This window comes from Brevibacterium sanguinis, assembly GCF_039528855.1.
In the GTDB taxonomy this organism is placed as follows: Bacteria; Actinomycetota; Actinomycetes; order Actinomycetales; family Brevibacteriaceae; genus Brevibacterium; species Brevibacterium sanguinis.
In genome coordinates, this window is record NZ_BAAAMB010000006.1 from 100794 (window position 1) to 114261 (window position 13468).

General features: G+C 68.7%; 11 protein-coding genes. 7 read left to right on the plus strand and 4 right to left on the minus strand.

Annotated elements, in window-relative coordinates:
• Nucleotides 1-4 precede the first annotated feature (4 nt).
• Together ABD154_RS07295 and ABD154_RS07300 are read right to left on the minus strand one after the other, a co-directional pair.
• Entirely contained in the window at nucleotides 5-265 is a 261-nt protein-coding gene (locus ABD154_RS07295; protein WP_198500361.1) for a hypothetical protein, read from the minus strand.
• A gap of 105 nt (nucleotides 266-370) precedes the next feature.
• Nucleotides 371-1822 carry a helix-turn-helix transcriptional regulator gene (locus ABD154_RS07300; RefSeq protein ID WP_198500362.1) on the minus strand — a complete coding sequence of 484 codons (1452 nt, stop codon included), beginning with the start codon at nucleotides 1820-1822 and terminating at the stop codon, nucleotides 371-373.
• A 183-nt stretch (nucleotides 1823-2005) separates the two neighbouring features.
• Here ABD154_RS07300 and aceA point away from each other — a divergent pair, with 183 nt between their 5' ends.
• Complete coding sequence (aceA, locus tag ABD154_RS07305) at nucleotides 2006-3289, plus strand: isocitrate lyase (protein WP_198500363.1); 1284 nt, start codon at nucleotides 2006-2008, stop codon at nucleotides 3287-3289.
• A 152-nt stretch (nucleotides 3290-3441) separates the two neighbouring features.
• Nucleotides 3442-5046 carry a malate synthase gene (locus tag ABD154_RS07310; protein WP_198500364.1) on the plus strand — a complete coding sequence of 535 codons (1605 nt, stop codon included), beginning with the start codon at nucleotides 3442-3444 and terminating at the stop codon, nucleotides 5044-5046.
• A gap of 142 nt (nucleotides 5047-5188) precedes the next feature.
• Here ABD154_RS07310 and ABD154_RS07315 read toward each other — a convergent pair whose 3' ends face one another.
• Nucleotides 5189-5794 (minus strand): DinB family protein, encoded by a 606-nt coding sequence (locus ABD154_RS07315; protein WP_344250844.1) that lies wholly within the window; start codon nucleotides 5792-5794, stop codon nucleotides 5189-5191.
• 81 nt (nucleotides 5795-5875) lie between these two features.
• Between ABD154_RS07315 and ABD154_RS07320 the strand changes: the two genes are divergently transcribed.
• Nucleotides 5876-6835, plus strand: a complete 960-nt coding sequence (locus tag ABD154_RS07320; protein WP_198500366.1) for a helix-turn-helix transcriptional regulator — start codon at nucleotides 5876-5878, stop codon at nucleotides 6833-6835.
• A 44-nt stretch (nucleotides 6836-6879) separates the two neighbouring features.
• Nucleotides 6880-7269: a universal stress protein gene (locus tag ABD154_RS07325; protein WP_140955366.1), complete on the plus strand. Its 390-nt coding sequence runs from the start codon at nucleotides 6880-6882 to the stop codon at nucleotides 7267-7269.
• 65 nt (nucleotides 7270-7334) lie between these two features.
• Here the strand turns inward: ABD154_RS07325 and ABD154_RS07330 are convergent, their stop codons facing one another.
• Nucleotides 7335-10301 (minus strand): FAD-binding and (Fe-S)-binding domain-containing protein, encoded by a 2967-nt coding sequence (locus tag ABD154_RS07330; protein ID WP_198500367.1) that lies wholly within the window; start codon nucleotides 10299-10301, stop codon nucleotides 7335-7337.
• A gap of 332 nt (nucleotides 10302-10633) precedes the next feature.
• On the opposite strand from ABD154_RS07330, the gene ABD154_RS07335 reads away from it, so the two are divergent.
• The 3 genes from ABD154_RS07335 (at nucleotide 10634) to ABD154_RS07345 (ending at nucleotide 13375) form a co-directional block, all read left to right on the plus strand.
• Complete coding sequence (locus tag ABD154_RS07335; RefSeq protein WP_140955364.1) at nucleotides 10634-10849, plus strand: hypothetical protein; 216 nt, start codon at nucleotides 10634-10636, stop codon at nucleotides 10847-10849.
• 376 nt (nucleotides 10850-11225) lie between these two features.
• The gene (locus ABD154_RS07340) at nucleotides 11226-12233 is read left to right on the plus strand and encodes an inositol monophosphatase family protein (protein ID WP_198500368.1); all 1008 of its coding nucleotides are present in this window, start codon (nucleotides 11226-11228) and stop codon (nucleotides 12231-12233) included.
• Nucleotides 12234-12385: 152 nt separating this feature from the next.
• Entirely contained in the window at nucleotides 12386-13375 is a 990-nt protein-coding gene (locus ABD154_RS07345; RefSeq protein ID WP_198500369.1) for a siderophore ABC transporter substrate-binding protein, read from the plus strand.
• The last annotated feature ends 93 nt before the right edge of the window (nucleotides 13376-13468 follow it).

The following is a 13468-nucleotide window of genomic DNA, read 5'->3' on the forward strand; positions in this document are numbered from 1 at the left end:
CGGCTCAGCCCTCGGAATCGCGCTTGCTCGTCGACCGCAGGGCATAGATTGCGGTGAGGGCGATCCCAGAACCGATCGGCGCGCCGATCATCGTGGGAAGGACCCGTTGGAAGCCTTCGCTCATGCTGCCCGTCAGCATGCCGATGATCGGCCACGCCACGACGGGAACCAGGCAGATCCCGATCCAGGTGAGGACGAAGTCGACGGGGCGTTCTGGCCGTTTGGTGAAGAACCGCCGCAGCGCGCCTGTCTCGGACGAGGACACCGCTCAACCTCCTGACTGCTCGGGCCCGCCAGTGTAGTTGCAGGTCAGAGCCCGATCAAGGATCTCGTCGAGCGCGCGCAGGCCGCAGCCGGGCGCTGAGGGGGCTCAGCCCGAGTGGCGTTCGAGGAACTCGAAGACCTCGGTGTCGTCGACGCCGGGGACCGCACCGGGCGGGACGGCGGCGAGCAGTGAGGCGTGCATCTTCGCCGACGGCAGCGAGTTGTCCTCCCACTTCGCGGCAAGATCGTCCGGGGCCGTCCGGCAGCATGAGGGGTCCGGGCAGCGCGACTGCGAGCGGATCGGCGACTCCCGGCCCTCGAACCACTTGACGTGGGCGAAGGGGACGCCGACGCTGATCGCGAAGTCACCGCCGGGCAGCACCCGGGCGGTGCACCAGAACGAGCCCTGCGGGGTGTCGGTGTACTGGTAGTACGGGCTGAAGCGGTCGGCGACGCGGAACACCGTGCGCGAGGTGAAGCGCTTGCACGCGAACTGCCCTTCGATCGCCCCGAGCGGATCGGTCGGGAACGGCAGCCCGTCGTTCGAGTACGCCTTGTGGATCGTCCCCGAGGTGTGGACCTTCATGAAGTGGACGGGCAGGTCGAGGTGCTCGGTCGCGAGATTGGTGAACCGGTGCGCCGCGGTCTCATAGCCGACGCCGAACATGTCGCGGAGGTATTCGACGGACAGCTGCCGCTTGCGCTTGGCCTCGGTGAGCACGGGCACGGCCTCACTCTCCGGCAGCAGCACCGCTGCGGCGAGGTAGTTCGCCTCGACGCGCTGCTGGAGGAACTCATGGAAGTCCTTCGGCGAATCATGGCCGAGCACATGCGGGGCGAGGCTCGTGAGCAGGTGCGTGCGCGGATCGAACGCGGCATCGGCGTTGGGGAGATAGATGCGGCGGTTCGCCGTGTCGGAGATCGACCGGGTCGAACTCGGCAGATCCGAGACGTAGTGGAGGCTGAAGCCGAGCTTCTCGGCGATCGTCGCCGTCTCCCGCTGCGACACCGTTCCCGATTCGTACCCGGCGAGGCTGAGCAGCTCGGCGGCCTGCTTCTCGAGATCGGCGAAGTAGTTGTTCTTCTCGCGCATCATCTCCCGCAGCTCCCGGTTGGCCCGCCGGGCCTCCTCCGGGGTCGCAGCTCTGCGGGTGAGCACCTCGGCGAGCTGCCGCTGGAGACCGACGATCGCCTCGAGCGCATCCTGCGGCAGGGACTTGATGCGCACCTGCGGCAGGCCGAGCGAGGAGTACATCGGCGAGGCCTGATTGCGTTCGGCCTCGAGCTCGAGCGCCTGCCGGCCGTCGACGGGAGTCGGGTCGATGAGCTCGGCGACCTCGGTGCCGAGCGCCGCGGCGATCGCGGCGAGGAGCGTGACAGAAGTTTCTCGCTTGCCGTTCTCGATCGTCGAGATCTGCGAGGCCGCACGCCCCACCCTCTCCCCGAGCTCGCTCAGAGTCATCCCCGCCTGTTTGCGAAAAAATCGGATTCTTCTGCCGATGCTGAGGCTGTCGACGGGCTGGTCGAGATCGGTTCCCTGCGTCTGTGTGCTTGTCACAACGGCCTCCGAGGCGTCGAATCGGCGGGTGGTGCGCGAGTGTGACCAGTATGACAGAACCGAGAATTTTCACCAACGGGAAAAGCGCAGAATATTCTTCCCACTTTCCTCTGTCGCACCCCTTGCCGCCCCACCAAGATGGATGACACGAACCACCTCGGCAAGCAATCAGGAGTGAGAAGAATGAGCGCCAACGAACTGCACGACATCGAAGCGATCCGCCGCGACTGGGCGACCAACCCCCGGTGGCAGGGAGTCGCCCGCGAGTACTCGCCCGAGGATGTCGTCAAGCTGCGCGGATCCGTCATCGAGGAGCACACGCTGGCCCGTCGCGGATCCGAGAAGCTCTGGGAGGAACTCCACGATCTCGACTTCGTCAACGCCCTCGGCGCGCTCACCGGCAACCAGGCCGTCCAGCAGGTCAAGGCCGGGCTCAAGGCCATCTACCTCTCCGGCTGGCAGGTCGCCGCCGACGCGAACCTCTCCGGCCATACCTACCCGGACCAGTCGATCTACCCGGCGAACTCGGTACCCGCGGTCGTCCGCCGCATCAACAACGCCCTGATGCGCGCCGACCAGATCGAGCATGCCGAAGGCGTGCAGACCGTCGAGGACTGGATGGTCCCGATCGTCGCCGACGCCGAGGCCGGCTTCGGCGGCCCGCTCAACGCCTTCGAGCTCATGAAGGGCATGATCAACTCGGGTGCGGCCGGTGTCCACTGGGAGGATCAGCTCGCGAGCGAGAAGAAGTGCGGCCACCTCGGCGGCAAGGTCCTCATCCCGACCTCGCAGCACATCCGCACCCTCCAGTCGGCCCGCCTGGCCGCCGACGTCGAGAACGTCCCCTCGGTGATCATCGCCCGCACCGATGCCGACGCAGCGACGCTCATCACCACCGACGTCGACGAGCGCGACAAGCCCTTCCTCACCGGGGAGCGCACCGCAGAGGGCTACTACAAGGTCCGCAACGGCCTCGAGGCCTGCATCGCCCGCGGCAACGCGTACGCTCCGTACTCGGATCTGCTGTGGATGGAGACGTCGCTGCCGGATCTCGAGATCGCGAAGCAGTTCGCCGAGGCGATCCACGCCGAGCACCCGGACCAGATGCTCGCGTACAACTGCTCGCCGTCGTTCAACTGGAAGAAGCACCTCGACGACGACACGATCGCGAAGTTCCAGCGCGAACTCGGTGCGATGGGCTACAAGTTCCAGTTCATCACCCTCGCCGGCTTCCACGCCCTCAACTACTCGATGTTCGACCTCGCCCACGGCTACGCCCGTGAGCAGATGAAGGCCTACGTCGAGCTGCAGGAGCGCGAGTTCGCCGCCGAGGACCGCGGTTACACCGCCACCAAGCACCAGCGCGAGGTCGGCACCGGCTACTTCGACCTCGTCTCGACCGCTGTCAACCCGGAGGGCTCGACGCTGGCCCTGTCCGGGTCGACCGAAGAGGCCCAGTTCCACTGAGCCGATCCGGCCCACAGACTCGGCGCGGATCGACGGTGTTTTCACGGGGTTTGCACCGCCGATCCGCGCCGGCACCTCCTACTTCCCCAGCCCCGCACCATCACCATCTCATCAGTCCCGCACAGCACTCACGACGAGTGAGGAGAAGTCCCATGTCACGCATCACGATCAACGCCCCTCTCGACTCCGGTTCCGACACGATCCTCACCGCAGACGCGCTCGACTTCGTCGCCGACCTGCACGAGAAGTTCGGTGACCGCCTCGGCGCTCTGCTCGCCAAGCGCGACAACCGTGCGGCCGTGATGAACGACGGCACGCTGCCCCGGTTCACCCCCGACTACGCCGCCGTCCGCGCCGACCGCACCTGGCAGGTCGCCGGGTCGACGAGCGCCCCGGGACTCGAAGATCGTCGCGTCGAACTCGTCGGCCCGGTGACCGAACCCGAGGTCGTCGCAGCGCTCAACTCCCAGGCCAAGGTGTGGCTCGCGGACTTCGAGGACTCGACGTCCCCGACCTGGGCGAACATGATCGGCGGTCAGCGCGCCCTCTACCTCGCGATCCGCGATCGGCTGCCCGGGGTGAGCAATCGCAACCAGCCGACGATCGGCATGCGCCCCCGCGGCTGGCACCTGCCGGAGAAGCACCTCATCGTCACCGCTGAGAGCGGCGAGCAGTCGCCGGCGATCGGGGCGCTCGTCGACTTCGGCCTCTACTTCTTCCACAATGCGAAGCAGCTCATCGACTCCGGATCGGGACCGTACTTCAACCTCCCGAAGCTCGAGTCCTCGCTCGAGGCCCGCCTGTGGAACCAGATCTTCGTCTTCGCCCAGGACGCACTCGGCATCGACCAGGGCACGATCCGCGCGACCGTCCACATCGAGACGATCGACGCCGCGTTCCACATGGAGGAGATCCTCTGGGAGCTGCGCGACCACTGCGCCGGCCTCCAGGCCGCCGGCTGGGACTACCTCTTCTCCGTCGTCAAGAACCTCCGCCACTCCCCGGAGTTCGTCCTCCCCGACCGGGAGCGCCTGACGAACGCGCTGCCGCTGATGAAGGCGTTCACCGACCGTCTCGTGTGGACGTGCCACCGCCGCGGAGCCCACGCGATCGGCACGATGAGCAACCTCATGACCGACCACCCGGACGAGGCCTTCGTCGCCTCCGAGTTCGCGCGGATGCGCGAGGACAAGGCGCGGGAGGCCTGGCAGGGATTCGACGGCACGTGGGTGGCCGACCCCGGCCTCGTGCCCGCCGCGCTCGCCGTCTACGATGCCGCCCTCGGTGAGCGTCCGCACCAGTTGGACAACCTGCGACCCGACGTCCGCGCGTGCGCCGAGCATCTCCTCGACATCACCGGTCTCGAGCCGATCGTCACCGAGGAGGGGGTGCGGGTCAACATCCGCGTCGCCATCGGCTACCTCAACGAGTGGCTCGGCGGCAACGGCAACGTCGCGCTCGAGAACCTCCTCGAGGACGTCTCGACCGCGGAGATCTCCCGTTCGCAGATCTGGCAGTGGATCCACCACGAGGTGACCCTCGACAACGGACAGCAGGTGACCCGTGAGCTCGTCGAGCGCTACCTCGGTGAGGAGCTCGCCGTCCTCGAGCAGCAGCCCGCTGACCACCTCGCCGAGGCAGTCGAGATCTTCCGTGCCAGTGCCCTGACCGACGAGTTCCCCGAGTACCTCACGGTCCCGGCCTACACCGAGCACCTCGTCGACCGGGTGGCCAAGGGCGCCGTCCACGCCGCCTGAGCCCTTCGGCTCGACCGGCACGGCACAACCGGCCCGCACAACTGAAGAGCTCAGCCCCGATCCGCATCGGCACCCTGAACCCGTCCGACTCGTCCTGCACAGCGAGTCGTCACGGGGCGCGGGTGCCGATGTGCGTCGGGGCTCAGCTCTCGTCCCCGCCCCAGCTCTCCGGCGGACACGGCTGGCCCTCGGCCTGCGCGTTGAGCTGGTAGGAGACCGCACCGTCGAGGGATTCGCGGATGATGTCGGCATGACCGGCGTGCCGGGCGATCTCCGTCGTCAGGTGGTTGAGGATCCAGCGCAGACTCATGTCGAAGTCCGGCGGCATCCACGGATTGGCCACGGTCACCCGAGTGGCGAGGTCGATGCCGGAGTCCGCGACGTCGCGGCGGGCGGCGGCGATCTCGGCGACGGCGCGGTCGAAGGCGGCGAGCACCTCGGCAAGTGTCTGGTCCGGCCGGGTCCCGCCGTCGAATGAGCCGGAGAGCCCGAGCTCCGCGTTGAACGCGGCGTAGTCGGCCTCGGTGGGGACGAAGTCCGGACGGCGGACCTGCTGCAGCCAGCTGTAGACGACCTGGGCGCTGTGGGCGAGCAGCCCCATGATCGACAGGGCGCTGACCGTGGGCGTGCTGCGCGCCTGCTCCTCGGTGAGGTCGAGGGCGGTGAGCCGCAGCTGCCCGCACTGCTGTTCGAGGAACGAGAAGAGGGCATCGGCTTCGGTGGTCACGGAAGGGGCGAAGAACGGCATGGCTGACTCCTTGGCGGTTGAGCGGGTGGCACTGATCGAACACCGCAATCGTCTGCCGTTTTGCGGACATATGATGTCCGCATGCGAACCGAGGTCAGACTGCTGCGCATGCTCGCGCTGCTGAGCTCCGGGCGCGGTCTGACCGCGGCCGAGCTCGCCGCCGAGTTCGGCGTCACCACACGCACGGTGCGCCGGGACATCACGGCCCTGCGCGAGCTCGGGTATGCCATCGACGCGGCGCCCGGCGTCGCCGGCGGCTACCGCGCGCACAGCCGGACCCTGCTCCCGCCGCTGCAGCTGGCGGCCGGGGAGGCGATGGCCACCGGCCTCGGACTCGCCCTCCTGCGCGGGGCCGGACTGAGCACGGCGACCGCCGAGTCGGCCGGGCGGAAGCTGACAACGATGCTGCCGCCGACGATGGCCGCGACGGTCCGTGCCGTCGAGACCGCGGTCACCGTCGCCCCCGGCCACGCACCCGACGTCGACCACGAGACCGTCGTGACGATCGCCTCGGCGATCTCCTCCCGCCGCCGCGTGACGTTCGCGTATGCGAAGCCGTGGACCGACGCCGAGGCGGAGCAACGTCGTGTCGAACCCGCCCAGCTCGTCGTGCTCGGGGCCCACTGGTACCTCTTCGGCTGGGACCTCGACCGCGAGGACTGGCGCGTCTTCCGCCTCGACCGGATGAGCGCGGTCCGGGCGACGACGTTTCCGATCCCGGCCCGCACGGTCCCCGACGCCGAGGCGGCCGTCCGGCGCGCGGTCACCGCCGCCGCGTACGAGCACACGGTCATCCTCGACGTCGATGCCGTCAAGAGCGAGGCCGAGGCCTGGTTCCCGACCCGGGCCGCGACGATCACCGAGGTGCCCGGCGGTGTGCGCATCGAGTTCGGGGTCACCGACCTGCGGTGGGCGGCCGCGCTGACCGGGAGCATCCCCGCCGCCTGCCGGGTCATCGCCCCCGGTGAGCTCATCGCCGAACTGCGCGCGCTGCGAACCCGGGTCGACGCGATCTGCAACGCCGAGGTGTCCGGGAAGTGACCGCGCGGTGAACCGCCCGTGCGGTCATCCATATACTTAAACTCATGACGATACTCATCGGCTATCTTCCTGCCCCGGAGGGCGAAGCGGCACTGCGTGCGGGATTCGCGGAGGCGGCGCTGCGCTCCTCGAGCGCGGTCGTCGTCAACTCCCAGCGACGCGGAGCCAGCGGCGCTCCCACCGAGATCGACCAGGACGACATCGATCGCATCGTCGCCCTCGGCGAGGAGTCGGGTGTCGCCGTCAGCGTCCTCCAGCCCGACCACGAGGACGACGTGCCGGGCACCCTCAACGACCTCGCCGCCGAGCATGACGCCCAGCTCATCGTCATCGGGCTGCGGAAGCGCTCGGCGATCGGGAAGTTCATCCTCGGCTCACAGGCTCAGCGCATCCTCCTCGAAGCCGAAGTCCCCGTCCTCACCGCGAAGGCCTGAGTCTCACCGCAAAGGCCTGAGTCTCACCGCGAAGGCCTGAGCTCGACTGTCCCCGGAGGCACAGCTCACGGGCGGGGTGAGTCGAGGCCGTGACCCCACGCGAGGAGCTCGGCGAGTGAGACTCCCTGAGCGTCGCTGAGATCGGCGATCTGCGTGCGGCACGAATAGCCGTCGGCGAGGACGACGCCCAGCTCGCCGGAGGACCCGCGTCGGTCGCCTCCGCCTTCTGCTCCGCCGTCGCCTGCGTCGCGCAGCGCCGGGAGGAGGGCCACCTCGGCGACGGCGACCGAGGTCTCGTAATGGCCCTCCTCGACCCCGAAGTTCCCGGCCAGCCCGCAGCACCCGCCGAGGAACGTCGCGTCGGCTCCCGCGCGGGAGAGCAGCTCGCGATCGGCGGCGGTGCCGAGCACCGCCGACTGGTGGCAGTGCGGCTGCACGGTCGCACTCACCCCGCGCAGATCCGGCAGTTCGGCGCCGACGGAGAGGAGGAACTGCGCGAGCGTCTGCACGCGCGATCCGACCCGCGCGGCGGCCTCCCCGCCGAGGAGCTTCTGCGCGTCGTCTTTCAGCGCGGCCAGACACGACGGTTCGACCCCGACGATGGGGACATCGCCCGTCGCGTCGAGGGCCGCGATGGTCTCCCCGAGATTCCTCCGCGCGACATCGAGCTGACCGGTGGAGATGAGCGGCAGACCGCAGCACACCGTCTGCTCGACGACCCGGACCGTGACGCCGGCATGCTCGAGGACCGCGACGGCCGCACCGAGGATCCGCGGGGAGAAGTGATTCGACCACGTGTCCGCGAAGAGGACGACCTCGCCGAGGCGGTCCGCACGGGCCGCAGCGCCCGCACGGGATCTCGCGGCAGCGCCCGCACGAGATCTGCCCGCCCCCGCCTCGGCGAGGGAGGACCACCACGACCGGAACGTCGTCGACGCGAACACGGGAATCGTCCGCCGGGAGTCGATGCCGGCCAGTCGCTTGCCCACCGTGCCGATCCCGGGCAGCCGCGCCACCCGGTTGACGAGCGACGCGAGCGGAGTCACGGCTCGCGCCAGCTGCGGGAGGAACCCGAGCGAGTAATGCGAGCGCGGCCGCAGCCGTCCCCGGTAGGACTGGTGGAGGACCTCGGCCTTGTACGTCGCCATGTCCGTGCCGGTCGGGCATTCGCTGCCGCACGCCTTGCACGACAGGCACAGGTCGAGCGCCTCGGCGACGGCGGGGGAGTCCCAGGCGGTGGCGAGCAGATCGCCGGAGACCATCTCCTGGAGCACCCGTGCCCGGCCCCGCGTCGAATGCTTCTCATCCCGTGTGGCCTGGAACGACGGGCACATGGTCCCGCCGGTCGCGGCGGAGTCCGCGCGACATTTGCCCACCCCGGTGCACCTGTGGACGGCTGAGGCGAAGCCGTCGGCGTCCCCGGGATAGGCCATCGCGAGCTCACCGGGGAGCCGCTCGCGCATAGGCAGCCGGGTCAGCCGGATCGCGGCGTCGAGCGGATCGGGATCGACGATGACGCCGGGGCCGAGAAGATGCCGCGGGTCGAAGAGCTCCTTGACCGCGCGGAAGAGGTCGATGACCTCAGGCGGGTAGAGGAGCGGCAGCAGCTCCGACCGGGCCCGTCCGTCGCCGTGCTCGCCGGAGACCGACCCGCCGTAGCGGGCGACGAGCCGCGTCGCGGCGACGAGGAAGTCCCGCATCACCGTCGTCCCGCCGGCCGCCTCGAGCGGGAAGTCGACGCGCATGTGCAGGCACCCGTCCCCGAAGTGCCCGTAGGGGATGCCCCACAGACCGTGCCCGTCGAGCAGATCCATGAGATCCCGGAGATAGTCGCCGAGGTGCTCGACCGGGACCGCGGAATCCTCCCACCCCGCGTGGGCGTCCCGTCCGTCGGGGGTGCGGGAGACGAGTCCGGCCCCGTCGGCGCGGATCGCCCATACCTCGGCGGCGGCGTCGGCATCGAGGACTGCGGCATCGCCGGCGCGCGCCTCGGCGATGAGCCGCTGCGTCTGACCGGCGAGCACAGCCTCGTCGTCGCCGGTGAGTTCGACGACGAGCCAGCCTGCGCCGTCAGGCAGTCTGGGGACCGCCTCGGCGCCCTTGGCCGCGACGACGCGATCGAGCATCCGCGAATCGAGCCCTTCGCACGCGGCGACGGGGAAGTCGCCCAGCAGCGGCGCGTCATGGGCGGCGGCGACCATGTCCGGGTACCCGAGGACGACCGCTGCGGTGTGGGCCGGTTCCCTGACGAGCTGCATCTTCGCTGCGAGCACGATGCCCCATGTGCCCTCGGAGCCGGCGAAGGCGCGACGGACGTCGAAGCCGTTCTCCGGCAGCAGGGCCTCGAGTCCGTAGCCGGAGACCTGCCGGGAGAACGTGCCGAGATGGGTGCGGATGACGCCGAGGCGGTCGGCGACGAGCGCGTGGAGGCGTGGGAAGAGCGCTTCCGGGTTCGTCTCGTCGAGGTCGACGATCGTGCCGTCGACGAGCATGACGGTGAGCGCCAGGAGGTTCGCGCCCGTCCGGCCGTAGCCGAGCGCACGCGGGCCGCACGCGTTGTTGCCGATCATGCCGCCGATCGTGCAGCGCGTGTGCGTCGAGGGGTCGGGTCCGAAGCGCAGACCGTGGACCCGGGCTGCCGCCTGCAGGGTGGCGTGGACGCAGCCGGGCTCGACCCAAGCCGTCTGCGCGGCCGGATCGAGGTCGAGGACCGCGGTCATATGGCGGGAGAAGTCGAGGACGATCCCGGTGCCGATCGCATTGCCGGCGATCGACGTGCCCGCACCGCGACTCGTCACAGGCACGCCGAGGCGGCGGGACACCGCGAGGACCGCCGCGACGTCGTCGGCACCCCGCGGGAAGACGATGGCCGCCGGCACGAGACGGAAGAGCGAGGCATCGGAGGAGTAGGCCGCCCGGTCGGCGGGATCAGCGGTGACCTCGAGACCGGCCCGGGCGAGTTCGGCGACGATGTCCGCGACGGCGGGCAGAGCGGCAGACTGCCCGGTGAGCGGGCGCTCCGAAGTCGTCATGATGTGCATTCTGCCACCGTCAGCGCAGGCGATCGAGTGCACCGAATGGGCAAATAGCGTTGCCATAAGGTGCAATTGCACTCCGTTACCGTTTTGTAACTATTCGGTGGAGCATAAGCTCCCCCGCTTCCAGTATTCGGGAAAAATTGGCGTCGCATAGGCGTCGTGGTATTTAATGGAAGGACATTTTCCTGTGGCGGTGGGCCACATGTGCAGGCAAGGAAAGAACAATGTCACGTCGCGCTCGTGAATTAACAGTAGATCAGACAGCCCTGGTTGCGGCTGTGAGGAGAATTTCCCGACAGCGGACCAAGATCAACACGAATTACGTCATGTCGATCCTCCGCGCTCGCGAGGAGGGAGCGACCTTCGGCGCCATCGCCGAGGCCGCCGGCACCTCGTCTCAGGCGGTGCAGGAGATCGTGCGGCGCCATGGTCGCGTCAAACGCGCAGAGAACTCTGGTGAGAAGGCCGGATCGCAGGCCGGAGCGGCTGGCTCCGGTGCCTCGGTCCCGGCCGCTGAGACATCGGCCGTCGCTGCCGAGTGAGTCATGTGAACGCGTGAAGCGCGGGGCCGCCGTCGGCGGCCCTGCGCTCGCGCGCGCTCTCCGGCGCCCGGTGCGGCGCGGAGGCGACACCGCGGGATGCGGAAATCGACAGTTCCCATGTATTGTCCCGGAATAATCTCTCCGAGTATTCCGAATTGATATTTACACGGTAAAGCAGGATTAATTCTCGGCGTTAAACTAACCCATTCCGCTGGACTTTCAGTGGACGGAAGCTGAGCGTTCGATCCATGTCAGGTGAACGATAGCGTCGCGGAGATTCCGCGCGTCCGAGAATTTCCGATTGTGATGATCGTGTGACATTCGGCGGGCTCGGGCGGCCCGGCATGCGCGTGCGACCGCGCGTTAAGGTGGCCGCATGACAGCATCCGGTTCGCTGCCGCGCAGCCTCTCCGATCACCCGCTCGTCCGCATCGCGGCAGATCTCTCCGTCATCGCCTGGGAGCAGATGTCCCAGTGGCGTGCCGTCCTCGGCGCCGACCTCGATGCCTCGGTCGTCGACACGAAATCGTCTCCGAACGATCTCGTCACGGCCGCGGATGCCCAGATCGAAGCGCTCGTGCGCGGATATCTGCGCGCCGTACGCCCGGGTGACCTGATGATCGGCGAAGAGGGCGCCGAGGCGATCGACCCTGTCGACTTCTTCGACCGCGCCCTGCTCGGGCGGCTGAGCTTCTTCGACCCCGGAGCCGGCGCGCTCGTCGCGGCGACCGACCTCGATGGCGATCAGCAGCTCGAGTGGCACATCGACCCCATCGACGGCACGGTCAACTTCGTGCGCGGCATCGAGCACTTCGCGTTCTCCGTCGGCGTGCGCCGCGGTGTCGACGCGAACTTTGAGGGCACTGACCCTGAGGCTGCTGTGCCCGGAAGCGAGGACGAGGGCTGGCTGATCGGGCTCGTGGCGTCACCGGGGCTCGGGGCGACCTGGCTGGCCGGCCGCGGACGCGGAGCCTACCGCGTCGACGGCCGCCTCGGCGATCGGCTCCAGGAGTCCGGCGAATCCGCTGCCGCGATCCCGGCGACCCGACTGAGCGGTGAGCCTGCGGGCTTGAGCGGGAGACTGCTCGCGACGGGATTCGCCTACACCGAGGAGGGGCGAGCGGCCCAGCTCGCGAAGCTGCCCGAACTCCTCTCCGGCTACAACGACATCCGCCGATGCGGATCGGCAGCGATCGACCTCTGCATGGTCGCCGAAGGCAAGGTGACGAGCTACGCCGAACGCGGACTCGGGATCTACGACTACGCCGGGGGAGCGCTCATCGCCGAGGAGTCCGGTGCTGCTGTGCGCCGAGGCGGCAGTCGCGGCGCAACCGCCGCCGCGGATTCGCCCGCCGAGCTCGACCGCCTCCTCGACGTGGTCTGAACCCTGCCGGAGTCTGAGGATCCCCGCGCGGGAAACTGTGACCTGAATAACGCAATATCGACGTCGTCTATTTCTTGAAGCTTAGGCTAAGCTAATGCGCAGATGGTTCACATCTGACCACGCACGCTGTCCCCTGAAGGAAGTAGAACACGATGATCTCGACCCGCCTCCGCCTCGGTGCCGCTGTCGGCGCCCTGGCCCTGGCCCTGTCCGGTTGCGCTGCCAGCGCCGAGTCCAGCGAGCAGAGCACCTCGGGTGCCGGCACCGTCGAGGTCGAGGACAACAACGGGACGCAGACCGTGACGACCCCGCCGACCTCCGTCGTGGCCACGGACAACCGCACGTTCGAGACCCTCGACTCGTGGGGCGTCGAGCTCAGCGGCGCCGCCGTCAGCCTCATGCCCGAAGGCCTCTCGTACACGACGGACGAGACCATCAAGAACCTCGGCAACCACCGCGAACCCGACCTCGAGCAGGTCGCGGCCGCGAAGCCCGACCTCATCGTCAACGGGCAGCGCTTCGCCCAGTACCACGACGACCTGCAGAAGCTCGCTCCCGAGGCCGTCGTCCTCGAGCTCGATCCGCGTGACGACCAGCCCTTCGACGAGGAGCTGCGCCGCCAGACGACGACCCTCGGCGAGGTCTTCGGCAAGCAGGACGAAGCGGCCAAGCTCGTCGAGGACTTCGACGCCTCGATCGAGCGCGCTAAGGCCGCCTACAACGGCAGCGACAAGGCCATGGGCCTCATCACCACCGCCGGCGAGATCGGCTACTCCGCACCCGGCGTGGGACGCACCGTCGGCCCGGTCTTCGACATCCTCGATCTCGAACCGGCCCTCGAGGTCGAAGACGGCAGCGATGTCGACAAGGGCGACGACGTCTCCGTCGAGGCGATCGCCCAGTCGCAGCCCGACCTCATGCTCGTCCTCGACCGCGACGCCTCCTTCGCTCCCGACGAGCGCGAGAAGGGCTCGGCCCCGGCGGCCGAGGTGCTCGAGAAGTCCGAGGCGCTCAAGGACGTGCCGGCGATCAAGGACGACAAGATCGTCTACTTCCCGCAGGACACCTACCTCAACGAGGGCATCCAGACCTACACCGAGTTCTTCAACTCCTTCGCCGACAAGCTCGAAGCGGCGAAGTAAGCAGGCAGGCCGCCGCGGCACAACGGGAAACGGCAGGATGACGACACCAGAGAACACGTCCCGGTCACGGGTGACGGCGACCGCCTCGGCGAA

Coding starts and splice junctions, on each gene's coding strand:
- ABD154_RS07330 (WP_198500367.1), bottom strand. CDS start 10,301: ATGACGACTTCGGAGCGCCCGCTCACCGGGCAGTCTGCCGCTCTGCCC.
- aceA (WP_198500363.1), top strand. CDS start 2,006: ATGAGCGCCAACGAACTGCACGACATCGAAGCGATCCGCCGCGACTGG.
- ABD154_RS07345 (WP_198500369.1), top strand. CDS start 12,386: ATGATCTCGACCCGCCTCCGCCTCGGTGCCGCTGTCGGCGCCCTGGCC.
- ABD154_RS07320 (WP_198500366.1), top strand. CDS start 5,876: ATGCGAACCGAGGTCAGACTGCTGCGCATGCTCGCGCTGCTGAGCTCC.
- ABD154_RS07315 (WP_344250844.1), bottom strand. CDS start 5,794: ATGCCGTTCTTCGCCCCTTCCGTGACCACCGAAGCCGATGCCCTCTTC.
- ABD154_RS07325 (WP_140955366.1), top strand. CDS start 6,880: ATGACGATACTCATCGGCTATCTTCCTGCCCCGGAGGGCGAAGCGGCA.
- ABD154_RS07310 (WP_198500364.1), top strand. CDS start 3,442: ATGTCACGCATCACGATCAACGCCCCTCTCGACTCCGGTTCCGACACG.
- ABD154_RS07340 (WP_198500368.1), top strand. CDS start 11,226: ATGACAGCATCCGGTTCGCTGCCGCGCAGCCTCTCCGATCACCCGCTC.
- ABD154_RS07335 (WP_140955364.1), top strand. CDS start 10,634: ATGTCGATCCTCCGCGCTCGCGAGGAGGGAGCGACCTTCGGCGCCATC.